Source organism: uncultured Pontibacter sp., from assembly GCF_947495565.1.
Classification (GTDB): domain Bacteria; phylum Bacteroidota; class Bacteroidia; order Cytophagales; family Hymenobacteraceae; genus Pontibacter.
In genome coordinates this window covers 140,393-155,959 of sequence record NZ_CANLZM010000005.1, presented here as the reverse complement: position 1 = coordinate 155,959, position 15,567 = coordinate 140,393, and the positions used below count along the sequence as shown (strand labels likewise).

At 49.2% G+C, this 15,567-nt stretch carries 14 protein-coding genes; 9 read left to right on the top strand and 5 right to left on the bottom strand.

The window, feature by feature from the left end; genetic code table 11:
- Positions 1-42 precede the first annotated feature (42 nt).
- Positions 43-225 (top strand): hypothetical protein, encoded by a 183-nt coding sequence (locus Q1B04_RS08630; RefSeq protein ID WP_299758112.1) that lies wholly within the window; start codon positions 43-45, stop codon positions 223-225.
- A 66-nt stretch (positions 226-291) separates the two neighbouring features.
- Here the strand turns inward: Q1B04_RS08630 and Q1B04_RS08625 are convergent, their stop codons facing one another.
- The gene (locus Q1B04_RS08625; RefSeq protein ID WP_299758109.1) at positions 292-1,629 is read right to left on the bottom strand and encodes a peptidoglycan DD-metalloendopeptidase family protein; all 1,338 of its coding nucleotides are present in this window, start codon (positions 1,627-1,629) and stop codon (positions 292-294) included.
- A gap of 269 nt (positions 1,630-1,898) precedes the next feature.
- Between Q1B04_RS08625 and fabG the strand changes: the two genes are divergently transcribed.
- From fabG to Q1B04_RS08605, 4 genes are all read left to right on the top strand, one after another.
- Complete coding sequence (gene fabG / locus Q1B04_RS08620) at positions 1,899-2,645, top strand: 3-oxoacyl-[acyl-carrier-protein] reductase (RefSeq protein ID WP_299758106.1); 747 nt, start codon at positions 1,899-1,901, stop codon at positions 2,643-2,645.
- Positions 2,646-2,897: 252 nt separating this feature from the next.
- A complete protein-coding gene (locus Q1B04_RS08615; RefSeq protein WP_299758104.1) occupies positions 2,898-4,976 on the top strand; it encodes a VWA domain-containing protein in 2,079 nt (692 codons plus the stop codon).
- A 206-nt stretch (positions 4,977-5,182) separates the two neighbouring features.
- Positions 5,183-5,755 (top strand): GNAT family protein, encoded by a 573-nt coding sequence (locus tag Q1B04_RS08610; RefSeq protein ID WP_299758102.1) that lies wholly within the window; start codon positions 5,183-5,185, stop codon positions 5,753-5,755.
- A 39-nt stretch (positions 5,756-5,794) separates the two neighbouring features.
- Positions 5,795-6,472 (top strand): pseudouridine synthase, encoded by a 678-nt coding sequence (locus tag Q1B04_RS08605; protein WP_299758099.1) that lies wholly within the window; start codon positions 5,795-5,797, stop codon positions 6,470-6,472.
- Between the two features lie 563 nt (positions 6,473-7,035).
- Here Q1B04_RS08605 and Q1B04_RS08600 read toward each other — a convergent pair.
- Positions 7,036-7,584, bottom strand: a complete 549-nt coding sequence (locus tag Q1B04_RS08600; protein ID WP_299758096.1) for an alpha/beta fold hydrolase — start codon at positions 7,582-7,584, stop codon at positions 7,036-7,038.
- Between the two features lie 26 nt (positions 7,585-7,610).
- Positions 7,611-8,204, bottom strand: a complete 594-nt coding sequence (locus tag Q1B04_RS08595; protein ID WP_299758094.1) for an outer membrane beta-barrel protein — start codon at positions 8,202-8,204, stop codon at positions 7,611-7,613.
- Positions 8,205-8,340: 136 nt separating this feature from the next.
- Here Q1B04_RS08595 and Q1B04_RS08590 point away from each other — a divergent pair, with 136 nt between their 5' ends.
- Positions 8,341-8,898 carry a GNAT family protein gene (locus tag Q1B04_RS08590; RefSeq protein ID WP_299758091.1) on the top strand — a complete coding sequence of 186 codons (558 nt, stop codon included), beginning with the start codon at positions 8,341-8,343 and terminating at the stop codon, positions 8,896-8,898.
- A gap of 77 nt (positions 8,899-8,975) precedes the next feature.
- Positions 8,976-9,605, top strand: a complete 630-nt coding sequence (locus Q1B04_RS08585) for an L-threonylcarbamoyladenylate synthase (RefSeq protein ID WP_299758089.1) — start codon at positions 8,976-8,978, stop codon at positions 9,603-9,605.
- A gap of 62 nt (positions 9,606-9,667) precedes the next feature.
- On the opposite strand, the gene Q1B04_RS08580 is transcribed toward Q1B04_RS08585, so the two are convergent.
- Entirely contained in the window at positions 9,668-10,561 is an 894-nt protein-coding gene (locus Q1B04_RS08580; protein ID WP_299758086.1) for a lysophospholipid acyltransferase family protein, read from the bottom strand.
- Positions 10,562-10,754: 193 nt separating this feature from the next.
- Here Q1B04_RS08580 and Q1B04_RS08575 point away from each other — a divergent pair, with 193 nt between their 5' ends.
- A complete protein-coding gene (locus Q1B04_RS08575; protein WP_299758084.1) occupies positions 10,755-11,360 on the top strand; it encodes a WbqC family protein in 606 nt (201 codons plus the stop codon).
- Between the two features lie 119 nt (positions 11,361-11,479).
- Positions 11,480-14,077: an ATP-dependent Clp protease ATP-binding subunit gene (locus Q1B04_RS08570; RefSeq protein WP_299758082.1), complete on the top strand. Its 2,598-nt coding sequence runs from the start codon at positions 11,480-11,482 to the stop codon at positions 14,075-14,077.
- Between the two features lie 355 nt (positions 14,078-14,432).
- On the opposite strand, the gene Q1B04_RS08565 is transcribed toward Q1B04_RS08570, so the two are convergent.
- On the bottom strand, positions 14,433-15,479 hold the full coding sequence (locus Q1B04_RS08565) for an AI-2E family transporter (protein WP_299758080.1): 1,047 nt from the start codon (positions 15,477-15,479) through the stop codon (positions 14,433-14,435).
- Between the last annotated feature and the right edge of the window lie 88 nt (positions 15,480-15,567).

The window sequence follows — 15,567 nt, the reverse complement described above, 5'->3', positions numbered from 1 at the left end:
TTTTTGTTTTTAACGTTCCGTAAATGTTAACCCGGAACAGTTATGAGCGGGTCACAGCTGTTCCGGGTTTGCAATCCGAAACCAACTAAAAGCGGATTTGTAATCCGTATTGTAAAGGCAGTCTTAAATGGCAAACAGGTGGATTACAAATTTGCTTTTATTATACTTTCGGATTACAAATCCGAAAGAGCAGGAGGAAGCATAAACTTCATCCTCTGGCAGTAAAACAACAAAAGGCGCTGAAAACAGCGCCTTTTACATTAATATTCAAATATTCACTAAAGTATAGTTTTATGCATCGTTTGGTTCTTTGTTTTTACCGGAAGCCAGCAGCTCCTGTTTTACACTTTTGATATCGATGGCCTGCATACGCTGCATTGTCTGGTCTTTCACTGTATCGAACACGTCCATGTTCTTTCTAGCCACGGGGTTGGCAGCTGGCAGTTTCACGCGCAGGGCATCCACTTGTCGCCCATTCTTCCAGAAGCGGTAGCAAAGGTGCGGTCCGGTGGCCAGGCCGGTGCTGCCTACGTACCCGATAGTTTGCCCCATTTTAACGCGTGCACCTTTCCGGACACCCTTGGCAAATTTAGACATGTGCAGGTATTGTGTTGTATAAGTCTCGTTGTGGCGAACCTTCACAAAGTAACCGTTGCCTCTTGTATAATGGGCTGCTATCACCACACCATCGCCCACTGTACGGATCGGTGTGCCACGAGGAGCGGCAAAATCAGTACCTAAATGAGCTTTATAACGCTTCTGCACCGGATGGAAGCGGCGCTTAGAAAAACGTGAGCTAATGCGGCTATACTCCAAGGGCTCCTTTAGGAAGGCTCTTTTGAGGCTTTGCCCCTTTTGGTCATAATAGTTCAGGCCATTCCCTTCATCAAAACCAATCGCATAAATCTCTTCTCCTTCGTGCTCAAACACAGCAGATTTTAATGCTCCGAAGCCAATCGTTTCCCCGTTCACTACTTTTTCTTCATAAATAAGCTTAAAGCTATCGCCGGGCTGCAGGCGGTTCAGGTCGAGGCGCCAGGCAAAAATGTCGGCAAAGCTGTTTACCAGTTGTGGAGATCCTCCGGCCTCTACCATGCTCACGTACAGGGAGCTGTTAATCTCGCCGGCAATTGTTCGCTCCAGCACCTCCACTTTTCGCTTTTCCAGTGTTACAGCCAGGCTGTCGCGCAGGTCATAAATCACATACTCTACCTGGTTGGGCTCATAAATAAAGAAGCGGGCAGTTTGCGCAGAGTCGCGCGCATGCAGGATCATGTAGTTACGGCCAGCAGCTATACGACGCACATTAAATACGTCTTTCGCCTTCTGAGCCAGGTTGTGTACTGTGGTTGGGTCGATGTTGTATTGGGCCAGAATCTGGGATAGCACCTCCCCGCGCTCCACCTCTCCTTCTACTATCTCCAGGGAGTCGGTGGCGATGCCGTAGACGACCGGCGCAGGGGCAGCCTTTATCCGTTTATTATCTACAACATACTCAGCAGAAGCGGCTTCTGCTCGTTTTGTACCTAGTACATTTACTGGGATAAAGTTCAATGTTTGCGCAGCCGTAATGCAGATCAACAACGACAACGCGATCAGGATGGCAAGTCCTTTTCTGCGTTTCAGCATGAGTTTTGGGATACTTTTGGTTAAAAATCGACACGAAAATAGGCTTTAACCTATAAAAATAAAAGTCAATTTTTACACAATAATCAGATTATAAATATGTTGCAATGCATTCACTAGAATCAAACATATAACAAAGGCCTATATAGCAACATTTACCTTTTTTATTATACTACTGCCAACCTGCTAAACAACAACCGTTTAAAGGTCTTCAGCAGAAGCTATAAGGTCCCTACTTCGGAATACGGAAATCTTTTTTAACTTTGGCTCCCATGAAAGCATTAGAAGGAAAAGTAGCCCTGATTACCGGGGCCTCAAAAGGAATAGGACGAGCCATTGCACAGCAGTTTGTGGAAATGGGCGCAAAGGTAGCGTTTACCTACCTCTCAAGTGTAGAAAAAGGACAGCAGCTAGAGCAAGAACTGGCAGCCGGTGGCGGCAACGTGAAAGGCTACCGCTCCGATGCCTCTGACTACGCCCAGGCAGAGCAACTGGTAGAGGACGTGGTAAAGGAGTTCGGGAAAATTGATGTGGTGGTGAACAACGCTGGCATTACCCGCGACGGACTGCTGATGCGTATGAACGAAGAGCAGTGGGATGCCGTGATGAACGTTAACCTCAAGTCGGTTTTTGCAGTGACGAAGGCGGCCACCAAGCACATGATGCGAGCCAAGAGCGGCTCTATCATCAACATTACCTCTGTGGTAGGTATAAAAGGCAACGCTGGTCAGGCAAACTATGCGGCCTCTAAAGCGGGTATCATCGGCTTTACCAAGTCGGTGGCGCTGGAGCTTGGCTCGCGCAATATCCGCTGCAACGCCATTGCCCCAGGCTTTATCGAAACTGAGATGACCGGCGAACTGGACCAGAAAGTGGTAGACGAGTGGCGCAAGGCTATTCCGTTGCGCCGTGGCGGCACCCCGGAGGATGTGGCTAAAGCAGCCGTGTTCCTGGCCTCCGACGACTCAGCGTACATCTCCGGACAGGTGCTGCAGGTAGACGGCGGCATGCTAACTTAATAATTAGGAATTAGGGATTAAGAATGGAATTTACCTGTTTAGGTACTTTTATAATAAACATTCATAATTGATAAAAGACCAATGCGGCGGCGTTTACGTTAGTAGCATTGGTCTTTTTGTTTTAACTTTAGTTTTGCTGGTATAGCTATGTCTCAAGTGTCCGCCTGTTCCAGCAAATTGCTACCCGCACCCATACATGTGGCGCTGCCGTAGTTCTAACTTTCTAACGCTCTAACTTTCTAACTCAAACCATTGTTCTCGCTCCGCCTCATAACCACCGCCTCTCCCTGGCTTGTACTTGCCTGCCTGGCAGCGGGTGCATTGTATGCGTGGCTACTGTACAGTAGGAAATCTCCTTGGCCCAAAGCCCTGAACTATGGGCTGGCGGCTCTGCGGTTTGTGGTGGTAAGCATACTTTGTTTCCTGCTGCTGGGGCCGATGGTCAGGTTTATATCCAATAATACAGTGCCGCCTACTATTGTGTTTGCAGTAGATAACTCACAGTCGGTGAAGCTGTTTTCTGACTCTACGGAGCTACAGGCCACGCTGCAGCAACTGCAACAGGTGCGGGAGCGGCTAGAGGAAGAAGGATATCAGACAGCCGTACAGACACTGGGGGAGCAACAGCAGCAAAGCATAAGCGAGATAGCGTATGGCACCCAAACCACAAACCTGAGCCAGCTGCTGCAGCGGGTACAAGAGAGTTATGCAGAGCAGAACCTGGCAGGCGTCGTGCTGCTCTCGGATGGCATCGTGAACCAGGGGCTCTCCCCTACCTACAGCAATTTCGGCTATACTTTATACCCTGTGGCCGTGGGCGATACCGTACCGAAGAAAGATGTATTGGTGGCCTCGTTGCGCTACAACAAAGTAAACTACAGCGGTAGCCGTTTTCCGTTGGAGGTTGAGTTGCAGCACGAGGGCTTTGGCGGCAGAACAGCCAACGTTATACTTCAGGAGAACGGCAAAACGGTTGTGAGCAAAAGAGTGCTGCTCCGCGATAACCAACCGCTGCAGCAGGTGCCGTTTCAGGTGCTGGCAAGCGGGCTGGGCAAACGCCATTACGTGGTGCAGGTAGAGCCGCTTCAGGACGAGTTCACAACTATCAATAATACAAAACACGCCTATATTGATGTGGTAAAAGGCAAGATTAAAGTGCTGATTGCCGCCGCTGCCCCGCACCCCGACATCAAAGCTATCCGCTCCGCCATCGAGTCTAACGAAAACTATGAGATAGAACTTTTTATCCCTAGCTTAAACGAGCTAAAACAGCAGAATTATGATGTGGCTGTGCTGCACCAGTTGCCAGCGCGAATGGCCGGTGCCGAGCCGGCGCTAAACCTGGTGCGCCAGAAAAACCTGCCCGCTCTCTACATACTTGGCCCGCAAAGCGACCTTGCCAACTTTAACCGCCTCAACATAGGCATCAACCTTATCAGCAGTGGCCAGACAGATGAGGTGACTGCCGTAACAAACGCTAACTTCAGCAATTTTCAGCTGCCCGAGGCTGCCACAGAGCGTTTGCAGGAGTTTCCGCCGGCGCGTGTGCCTTTCGGGGAAGTGCGGCTGGCGCCAAACACAGAAGTTATACTTTACCAGCAGGTTGGCCGCGTGCGTACCAATAAGCCGCTTTTGGCTGTGCAGACCTCCGGCGACAAACGCAACGCCGTGATGCTTGCCTCCGGAACATGGCAGTGGCGCCTGCAGGAAGCGGCTAACCACGAGCAGCCCCAGGTTTACGATCAGCTCATCACGAACCTGGTGCAGCTACTAAGCGCTCCCCGCAATAAAAAGCGACTGAACGTTTACCCAATCCAGACGGAGTATACAAGTTCAGACGAGATACGGTTTAGCGCCGAAGCATACGACGAGGCCCTGGAGCCTATTTACGGTCAGAACATCACCTTGAATATTACGGGTGAGGATGCCCAGACAAAGACCTTTACGTTTGCCAACGGCGAAAACCAGAGCGGCGTGAACATCGGGACGCTGTCGGGTGGGCGCTATACTTACACAGCCACGGCAAGTATAAACGGACAGCCGCAGAAAGACGCAGGTGAATTTATTGTGGAAGAGCTGCAACTGGAGGCCCTGAACGCTGTAGCCGACCATACCTTGCTGTACCAGTTGGCCAGCAACAGCGGCTCCAGGCTATACTTTCCGGAGCAACTGCAGCAGCTGGAGCAGGACATTCTGCAGGCTGATCATAAAAACGTAATCTACAGCAACGAAGAACTTAGCGATCTGGTAGACATGAAATGGCTGTTTTTCCTGCTGCTGGGGCTGGTGTGCGTGGAGTGGTTCGTGCGCAAGTATAACGGCAGCTATTAATTGTTAAATTGTTAGTTGTTGATTCTGTTTTATTACAACCGCAAATGATGCTGCGCTAAACTTGCGGCAAGTTTTAAACTTGCTTTCTGCGAGAGCAGAAAAGTATAACCTACTCTTAGCTACACCTTCTCAGCTGTCTGCAAGTATAATGTAGTAGTACCTCATCCTGTGCATCTTTAAATTCTGCGAATCCTGCTTCAGACAAAATGTTCAGCGCTTCTCCTATCGTACTCACTACCGAACGCCTGCTGCTCCGCGAGCTGACACCGGCTATATTCAACCAGCTCTTTCTCAAAAAAACCAAGCAGGAAATTATGGCGTACCTGAGCCTGCAGACAGACGAGCAGTTTGAGGAGATGGAGGAAAGGTACACCAAAGGCATCACCACCTACTACCACAACTACAAGGGGTTCCACCTGCTGGACCGTAGCACTAAAAAGGTAATCGGCCACTGCGACTACCACACTTGGATACCGAGCCATTGCCGTGCCGAAATAGGCTACGCCATTACCGACAGCAAGTATAAAAACAAGCGGCTGATGACCGAAGCGCTGGAAAGTATACTTACCTTTGGCTTTAGGCAGATGGACTTGTACCGCGTAGAGGCGCTGGTTGCCGATTACAATACGCCTTCGCTGCAGCTGGTGCGACACTTCGGCTTTAAGCGCGAAGGCCTGCTGCGCAACCATTACCAGGTAAACGGCCAGCTGGAGGATTCTATCATGTTCTCGCTGCTGAAGCCGGAGTTTGAGGAGTGGCAGGCAAAGCAGCAGCCTTAACTATGTCCGTCACAGTTATTCACTGATTACTTTTATACTTTGAAATACATCATCATCAACAAACCCTTTGAAGTGCTCACGCAGTTTACGGACGAGGAAGGACGCTCTACTTTAAAAGACTTTGTGCCTGTTGCCGGCATTTATCCCGTTGGCCGCCTCGACTACGACAGCGAAGGACTTGTGCTTTTAACCGACGACAAACAGCTGCAGCACCGCCTCTCCGACCCCAAATTTAAAGTTGAGAAAACGTATTGGGTGCAGGTGGATGATGTGCCGGCAGACGAGGCACTTACCAGGCTGAGGCTGGGCGTGCAGATAAAGGGCGGCAAAACCACTCCGGCCAAAGTACGCCTGATGGAAGGCGAGCTTAAAGTATGGGAACGCTCTACGCCAATCCGTTTTCGTAAAAACATTCCCACTTCCTGGCTAGAGATTAAAATATCGCAAGGTATGAACCGCCAGGTGCGCCGCATGACCGCCGCCGTGGGCTACCCTACTCTCCGCCTGATCCGCCCAAGTATAGGCCCGATTTCTTTAGGCACTTTACAGCCCGGCGAGTGGCGCGAACTGACTCCTGAGGAAGTAGAGCAGCTTAAAGGAATAGCTAAAGGCAGCAGCGGAAGTGGAAACAGCGGCGTGAGAAGCAAAAGCTTTGGCGCCGGCAACAAAGGCCGCAAGAGCGGCGGCAAAGGCGGTTTTAGAAAACAGATTAATTAATTAGCTATTGGCCTGTTCAAAGCTATTTTAATATCTTAGCCGCTGCTTAATATAAGCTATACTTAATAGCTTCTGTTGATCCTCGGCTTTATAAACAGCTTGTTTCACTTCTGGCTTTGGCTCCCTCAAGCCCGGGAGGGCTCGTCCTCGGGCATCGCGCTGTGTTCCCTCCTGCCTCCGCTGCGCTGCGGCTGCCCTTGGCGGGCACCGGATCTCACAAGGCGCTCAACCCAAGGACTGGGATCAGGTTCGATAGCCCCCGCTAATACAACTTGAACCGAACTCCCTCCCCTGTTTTTAGGGGTGGGGTGGGGTAAAAATTCCCCGCCTTAGACAAGGAGGGGTTAGGGGTGGTTGGATGATGGCTGATGCAGAAATCCCTCCTCTCATGGACTAGCAAAAGCGTGAGTTTTAAGCGAGCGCAGCTTTCATGGGTGGGCTTACCCCAGTAGAGACAGGTCTAGCTTTACCGGCTGCATTTAAATCTATACTTCTGCAAGCTGAAAGCTTGTCCCAGGAAAAGCCACAAAATGGAATCTTGCGGCAGTTTTGATAGCACAACCTTACAATCGCGCTGTGCCGCAGAGGCCTTTGAGCAGTTCCAGCCCCTCGTCCCAACGGCCGTAGCCGGAGGCGCTGTTTATGTGCCCGGCCATGCCGATGTTCACATAGCGGCTTCCCCAGGCATTGGCCAACTGCTGCGCCCGCCCCGCAGCGATATACTCATCGTTGCTGCTGCTTACTACAATACTTTTAAAAGGCAACTGCGCTATCGGTATTGGCGCGAAGCCAGCGGCAGCTTCCGGGAAAGAGGCCGCTTCGGTGTCGGCGGGGGCTACCAGTAATGCTCCTTTAATTGCCTGTTTATACTTCTGAGCCCAAAAAGCGACGGCGATACAAGCCAGGCTATGCGCCACCAGCACCACCTGCTCCGGCTTGTGTTGCCGCACTGTGCTCGCAATCTCCTCCACCCATTCCGCTTGCTTTGGGGCATCCCAGTTCTGCTGTTGCACCCGTTTAAAAGGCGGGTGTTGCTGCTGCCAAAGGCTTTGCCAATGGTCAGGTTCTGAGTCGCCGAGGCCGGGGATAAGTATAACCGTGCTGTGCTGCATAAGCTCTTGCTGAAAGTATAAATCGTTTAAAATCCGAAACCAGCTGTTAATGAAAAGGCACGGCCTTTGCCCGAAGAGCGCCCATCATTAAGCAGCGAGGTAAAGTAGTGGTGATACGTCAGGTCCAAGTGCAGCACCCAAAGCTCGAAGCCAGCGCCGCCGTTAAGCGCAAACTGTGCGTTATGTATGTCGTTTCGTTGGATATCGAGGTTATTGTCTGCCACAGAGATGGCATAAGATATAGAGGGGCCAGCCATAAAGCGCACCCGCGAAATCAGTGGCCCGCTGTAGTCTGTCCGGTATCCGAGGTACACCGGCAGGCGCAGGTAACGCACTGTTAGCGCGTCACGCTCTCCTACCCGAGGCTGGGTTCGGGTAATCAAATGCGTTTTGTGGCTTACAAGGTTTAGCTCAGGCTGCACAAAAAACCGCTCCCCAATGCGCCCGTAAATCCCAAACTCATAGCTTAGTCCGGTATCATCGTCCTCAATCAAATCATCGCTGCTCAGGCTATAGATGTTGATGCCCGCCTTTGCCCCAACAGTAAGCTCCGGTTCGCTTTGCGCAATGGCTGAAAAGGTGATGAAAAGTATAAAACCGGTTAGTAAATATTTTCTCATAAAGGAAGTATAAAGTAATGTTCATCAGCCCGCACTCATACTCCTTAAACTGTACATGCATTGGCTTTGTTTGGCTGGCAGAGCGGCTTTATAGCAGAAGTTTTTTACCTTGCCTGTAAACACGTATCTATAAACTATGAAAACTGCTACTCCATTGTTACAATTGCCTGTAGCCACCGATCTTTTCCTACGCCGGGCAACTCCCTCAGATGCGTCTGCTCTCTATTACATCATCGACCGCGACCGCCCCTACCTCCGTAAATGGTTGCCTTTTATAGATGTTAGCCAGGATGCCGGTGACACAGAGGCTTACCTGAAATACGTTAGCGCCCCAGGCAACACCTCCGATCTTGTTTTTGTAATTGTACACGAGCAAAAAGTATGCGGCTTGATCGGGTTTAAGTGCATAGACAAACTGAACAAGAAGCTGGAGATTGGCTACTGGTTGGCCGAGGAAAAGCAAGGCAAGGGAATTATGCGCCAGTCTTGCCAGACATTGCTTACATATGCTTTCGAGAAAATGCGCATGAACCGGGTAGAGATAAAAGTCGGCGTAGGCAACCACCGCAGCAGCAACATCCCTAAAAAACTAGGCTTTAAGCTGGAGGGAGTTCAGCGCCACGGAGAGCTTCTAAACGGGAAGTTCCATGACCTTGAAGTATACAGCTTGCTCCGGAGCGAGTTTAAGAGTTAAGCTGCCAAGTATAAGTTTTACAACGCTTCAGCAGCTGAAGCAGTATTTCTATCTTTCAGACAAAATAATTTAAAACTATGAGTAACGCAGCCTTTATCCAGATACACCCCGATAACCCGCAGGAGCGAAAAATCCGTGAGGTAGTCGACATCCTCCGAAACGGGGGCGTCATCATCTACCCGACTGATACCATCTATGGCCTTGGCTGCGACATACATAATGCACGCGCTATTGAGCGTGTTTGCCAGATAAAAGGCGTTAAACCAGATAAGGTGAATCTCTCCTTTATCTGCTCCGACCTTACGCACATTTCCGATTACGCCAAAATAGATACCCCGACTTATAAAGTCATGAAGAAGGCGCTGCCCGGCCCGTTTACGTTTGTGCTTAATGCCACCAGTAATGCTCCGAAGTATGCCAGCGCCAAAAAGAAAACCGTAGGCATACGCGTACCTGAAAATAATATTGCCTTGCAGCTGGTAAAAGAACTTGGCAACCCCATCCTCTCCACCTCCATCCACGATGAGGACGAGGTGCTTGAGTACAGCACTGACCCTGAGCTGATCTATGAGAAGTATAAAAACCTGGTGGATGCTGTTGTAGACGGCGGTTACGGCAACAACGTAGCTTCTACGGTAGTAGACGCCACAAACAACACATTCGAAGTCCTACGCCCAGGTGCAGGAGACATAGAGGAGTTTTTGTAGTTTAAGAGTTAGAAAGTGCTTTAATAATGATTCTAGTATAACATCCTCAACTTTTCAACTCTCTAACCCTCTAACTTCCTATGTTTCCAGCGTTTGTGGGTCCAGAGGTAATCGGCAGGGTGGCGGCGGATGGCGGCTTCCAGTTTTCTGGCAAAGGTTTCTGTAATAGAGTTAGGTTCGGCCGGGTCTTTTTTCCCGTCAGAAATCAGCTCAAAGGTAAGGGTATAATGGCCACGGCTTGTGCGGTGCGCATCCAGGAAAAGTACAGGAAGGCCAAATTTGTTGGCCAGCTTTTCAGCGCCTTCATAAAAGGGAGTATCCTGGTGCAGAAAGGTGGTCCAAAACGTAATTTCGCTTTTAAGTGGTGTTTGGTCCGAGAGCATGGCTACTACGCGCGGGGTGTTGCGGTTGGCGGCAAAGTCGCGCAGCGTGTCTTTCATCTTAATCAGCTTTGCGCCCAGCTTGCTTCGCGTGCGCAGCATAAAGTTTTCAAAAAACGCATTGTTCAGGGGTTTGTAAACGCCATATGCCGGAAAATCAAACTGCACAGCCCCGGCCGATAGTACCCACTCCCAGTTGCTGGAATGAGAGCCCATGGTGATTACGGTTTTGCCTTGCTGCACAAAATCATCCAGAAGCTCCTGGTTGGTGAAGGTTATCCGCCGTGCCATCTCAGCAGCATCCATCGACAGGAGCTTGAGCGTTTCCACAATCACGTCAGCAAACTGCCTGTAAAAAGCCTTCGTAATTTGCTGTATCTCTTCCGGGCTTTTCTCCGGGAAGGCGCGCTGCAGGTTATTGAGCACAACCTTTTTGCGGTAGCCGAGCACAAAGTATATAACAAAGTATAGGAAGTCGGCCAACAGGTAAAGCATAGAAAGCGGCAACAGCGACAAGCCTTTCAGCAGCAGCCAGAGCGGATAGTAAAGCGGCGGTATGTTTGTATGTTTATTCACGGGCAAAAGGAGCAGCCGCAAAGGTACAACCCTCACCTGGCATTATGAAATATCAGAACTTGTGCTTATTTAGCGGGAAACCGTATCTCGTAGCACGAATCAAGTAGCACGCTCATACCGAAACGCTACTATGAAAGTTATGCTACCCGATACCTGTTGTCATGATACGCAAAACCTAATTTTATAATTAATCTTGATCCTGCTTACCGAAACAATGTATAACCCTCCGGCAGCTTTTTTCTGGCATGCCGTTCGCTCTGAAAGTATACAGCTGGAGGCGCACGAAAATTATATCAAGCAAAGCTACCGCAACCGCTGCCATGTACTTACGGCGCATGGCGTGCAGCAGCTAAGCGTGCCGGTGCTGCGCGGGAACAGCAAAATCAAAACACCGATACAGGAGATTGAGATAGATTACAGCCAGAAATGGCAGTTGGTGCATTGGCGTACCATACAGGCAGCATACGGCCGAGCGCCCTATTTTGAATTTTACAGTGATTACCTGCAAGCCATTTATGAGCAGCAGCACAAATTTTTATTTGAGTTGAACGTTGATCTTTTAAAGCTTTATCTTAAATTACTAAAACTGAACAAGCCGCTGAATTTCACGCAAGATTATCAGGTGCAGGTTCCTGAAAACGTGCTCGACCTCAGAAATAGGATACATCCTAAAATCTCTACTGACAATTTGCACGTAAACCCATATACGCAAGTGTTTGGCAAACAATTTGTACCAGAGCTCAGTATAATTGACTTGTTGTTTACACAAGGGCCTGCGTCACTTTCTTACCTTCAGTAACGGCGCAACCAAGCTGAACATTTGTACCTAAAAGCTTGTTTCAGAGTAGGCATCAACTGTTAAGACTCAATCAGTTATAAACATTCTACTTTTTTAAGAATACACGGAGTATAGTATACATGGAAGCAAAATTCTCAAACCGAGTAAAAGAGGTCATCTCGCTCAGCCGGGAGGAAGCAATCCGGCTCGGCCATGACTACATTGGCACTGAACATTTAGTGCTTGGTATGATTCGGGAAGGAGAAGGTACAGCCATCTCGCTGCTGAAGAAGCTTGGCGTTTCGATAGATGAATTAAAGTACGCTTTAGAACAGGCTACACGAAATACAGCATCGCAAAGCAGCAATATTACCGGCAGTATCCCCCTGACGAAACAGACCGAAAAGGTGCTTAAGATAACATACTTAGAGGCAAAGATCTTTAAAAGCGATATTATCGGCACAGAGCACCTTCTGTTGTCCATCCTACGGGACGAGGACAATATTTCTTCACAAATTTTAGCGAAATTCAACGTGAACTACGAAGCAATAAGAGACTCGCTGGATTATCATAGCAATAATCCGCTGGCATCGTCAGACACTGATGATTCTGATGATTCGGACAAACTGTTTGGTAGCTCATCGTCACGCGCAGGCAGCTCTTCGAGCAAAAAGCCAGGCGAGAAGTCACGCACTCCGGTGCTAGATAACTTTGGCCGCGACTTAACCAAGCTGGCCGAGGACGATAAGCTGGACCCAATCGTTGGTCGAGAAAAAGAAATTGAGCGTGTGGCCCAGGTACTGAGTCGCCGTAAAAAGAACAACCCTATACTTATAGGTGAGCCTGGTGTTGGTAAAACCGCCATTGCCGAGGGTTTGGCCCTGCGCATTGTGCAGAAAAAGGTAAGCCGCGTGCTGTTTAACAAGCGTGTGGTAACCCTGGACCTTGCCTCGCTGGTGGCTGGCACCAAGTATCGTGGCCAGTTTGAAGAGCGTATGAAAGCCGTAATGAACGAGCTTGAGAAGTCTCCGGACGTGATCCTGTTCATCGACGAGCTGCATACGATTGTAGGTGCCGGTGGCGCTTCTGGTTCTTTGGATGCCTCCAACATGTTCAAGCCTGCGCTTGCCCGTGGCGAGATCCAATGCATCGGTGCCACTACCCTGGATGAGTACCGCCAGTACATCGAGAAAGATGGCGCGTTGGCCCGTCGTTTCCAGATTGTAATGGTGGACCCTACCACACCAGAGGAGACTATCGAAATCCTGAACAACATTAAGGATAAGTACCAGGACCACCACCACGTAAATTATACCGATAAAGCCATTGAGGCCTGCGTGAAGCTATCAGACCGCTACATGAGCGACCGCTTCCTGCCAGACAAGGCTATCGATATTTTGGACGAAGCAGGTGCCCGCGTACACATCAACAACATTGTGGTGCCGGATGATATCCTGAAGCTGGAAGAGCAGATCGAGAACATCAAGGTAGAGAAAAACCGCGTGGTGAAGAGCCAGAAGTATGAAGAAGCTGCCCAGCTACGCGATAAGGAGAAAAAACTTATTGATCAGCTCGAAACTGCTAAAAAGAACTGGGAAGAAGAGACCAAGAAAAAGCGTTACCAGGTAAAAGAGGAAAATGTGGCAGAGGTTATTGCCATGATGACAGGTATTCCGGTGAAGCGTATCGCACAGAAAGAAGGCGTGAAGCTTTTGAACATGGGCGAAGAGCTGAAAGGCAAAGTAATTGGCCAGGACAAAGCGATCGGCCAATTGGTAAAAGCCATCCAGCGTACGCGTGTTGGTCTGAAAGACCCGAAGAAGCCAATCGGTTCCTTTGTATTCCTAGGCCCAACGGGTGTAGGTAAAACGGAGCTTGCCAAGGTGCTTGCCACTTACCTCTTCGATAAGGAAGATTCTTTGGTGCGTATCGATATGAGTGAGTACATGGAGAAATTCAGCGTATCTCGCTTGGTAGGAGCGCCTCCAGGATATGTTGGTTACGAAGAAGGTGGCCAGCTGACTGAGAAAATCCGTCGCAAGCCATACTCTGTGGTATTGCTGGATGAGATTGAGAAAGCGCACCCGGATGTGTACAACCTGCTCTTGCAAGTGCTGGATGATGGTATTCTGACAGACGGACTTGGCCGCAAGGTTGACTTCCGTAACACGATCATCATCATGACCTCAAACATCGGTGCAAGAGACCTGCAGGACTTCGGAGCCGGTATCGGTTTCATGTCTAAGACAAAGCAGGAGAACGTGGATGACATTATGAAAGGCACTATTGCCAGCGCCCTGAAGAAGACGTTCTCGCCTGAGTTCCTGAACCGTTTGGATGATGTGATTGTGTTTAACTCGCTTAACCGTGAGGACATGCACAAGATCATCGAGCTGTCGCTTAACAAGCTATTCACTCGTGTTGAAAGCCTTGGCTATACTATCGAGTTGACAAAAGAAGCGAAAGACTTTGTGGCCGAGAAAGGCTATGATCCGAAGTATGGCGCTCGTCCGCTGAACCGTGCTATTCAGAAGTACATCGAAGATCCGATTGCGGAAGAGATTCTGAGAGCTGAGGTAAATCAGGGTGATTTAATTCAGGTGGATTATAAGGAAGGCGAAGAGAAGCTGAGCTTCACATCCAAAAAGTCTAACGACAAAAAAGCCAAAGGCGCTTCGGATGAGGCAGAAGAAACTGAGCCAACCAAATCATCTGACTCAGATAAAACAAAAGAGTAATGTATACTATCGTAGTATAAATGAAAAGGCTACCCGCTTCGGGTAGCCTTTTTTGTTGTAGTCTGCCCAGCTGCTACCGCAAGAGTATGGCTTCAGTATTGCCCTTCCTCACTACTGCCGCAAGGTTTCATCTTGTGGCTTGTCATGGGGCAAACTTTCAGCTTTCAGAAGTATAGATTTAAATACTGCAGGTTAACGCAAGCTGAAAGTTTACTGCCATGGGAAACCCACGAATTGAAAACTCGCGGTAGGTTAGCTTGTTTTATACTTTTATGTCCTTATTATCGCCTTATTCAAGGAGGATAGTTTTTGGCTATTCAATTCAGTATCTTAACTGGTGCAATTGCTCGCAAAATCATTTTTCTTTACCACTGCCCAGCAGCAGCGACAACGGACGCATGCGATGATGCTTATCAGCTATCAGCTTAAGTATGGCTAGGAATGGTATAAACAAAATCATGCCGGAGGCGCCCCAAAGTATACCGCCCGCCACAATAGCCAGTAAGGTAAAGAGCATGTTTACCTGCAGCCGCGCACTTACGGCCCACGGAAAAATGAGGTTCGCCTCTAAGTACTGCACCACACCAAACACCAGCACCACACCCAGCGGATACCAGATAGAGTCGTAAGTGATCCAGGCGACCGTCATGGGAAGTATAGCTCCGATGGTGATGCCTACATAAGGTATAAACGTAAGCACAGAGGCCACCACACCAAAAAAGATGGCATGCGGCACACCAATCAGCAACAGGCCCAGGCTGTTTAAAACTCCTACCACCAGGTATACGATGGCCATGCCTTTGATAAAATTGTAGTATGTGGAGATGGTTTCGTGGAGGATTTGCCGGATTTTGCGATGCTCGTTTTGCGGAAAAAAGGATTTTAAGGCCTTGGCTAATTGCTCGCGGTTGTAAAGTATAAGCGCCACGTAAATCGGGATCAGCACCAGCAGCACCAGCGAAACGGCGGAAGTATAGACTATACCCTGCAACGTAGTAAACGCCGAAGAAGCCACATCAGATGCCATTCCCTCTACCCAGGTTACCTGCTTGGCAGCGTCTATGCCAAAATGGTGCTCCACATAAGTACTGATATTTCCCCAGGCGGCTTTCAGCTTGCCCTGCAGCTGCGGCCACTCCTCTCCGAAGCGTATTATTTGCCGCACCAGCAGAAAACCCAAGCCGCCAACCAGCACCAGTAGCAGCAACAGGCACAGCGCAATGGCGGCCCAACGCGGCAGTTTTTTCTGCTCCAGCCAAAGGCAGATAGGATAAAGTACAAAACTTATAAGCAGGGCAAAGCTAAGCGGTATAAACAGTGTGCTCCCGAAGTATAAAATCACCGAAACCAGCACTGTATACTGCAGCCACTTCAGCCAGTTTATATCCGCGCTTTTATCCATAGAAATGGTATATTTGTTTAACGGATTCAGAGTCAGCCTCTGCCAAAAATATTCTCTTTATTTTCTGTAAATCCATAAACACTACTCC

Coding starts and splice junctions, on each gene's coding strand:
- Q1B04_RS08630 (WP_299758112.1), top strand. CDS start 43: ATGAGCGGGTCACAGCTGTTCCGGGTTTGCAATCCGAAACCAACTAAA.
- Q1B04_RS08625 (WP_299758109.1), bottom strand. CDS start 1,629: ATGCTGAAACGCAGAAAAGGACTTGCCATCCTGATCGCGTTGTCGTTG.
- fabG (WP_299758106.1), top strand. CDS start 1,899: ATGAAAGCATTAGAAGGAAAAGTAGCCCTGATTACCGGGGCCTCAAAA.
- Q1B04_RS08610 (WP_299758102.1), top strand. CDS start 5,183: ATGTTCAGCGCTTCTCCTATCGTACTCACTACCGAACGCCTGCTGCTC.
- Q1B04_RS08600 (WP_299758096.1), bottom strand. CDS start 7,584: ATGCAGCACAGCACGGTTATACTTATCCCCGGCCTCGGCGACTCAGAA.
- Q1B04_RS08595 (WP_299758094.1), bottom strand. CDS start 8,204: ATGAGAAAATATTTACTAACCGGTTTTATACTTTTCATCACCTTTTCA.
- Q1B04_RS08590 (WP_299758091.1), top strand. CDS start 8,341: ATGAAAACTGCTACTCCATTGTTACAATTGCCTGTAGCCACCGATCTT.
- Q1B04_RS08585 (WP_299758089.1), top strand. CDS start 8,976: ATGAGTAACGCAGCCTTTATCCAGATACACCCCGATAACCCGCAGGAG.
- Q1B04_RS08570 (WP_299758082.1), top strand. CDS start 11,480: ATGGAAGCAAAATTCTCAAACCGAGTAAAAGAGGTCATCTCGCTCAGC.
- Q1B04_RS08565 (WP_299758080.1), bottom strand. CDS start 15,479: ATGGATAAAAGCGCGGATATAAACTGGCTGAAGTGGCTGCAGTATACA.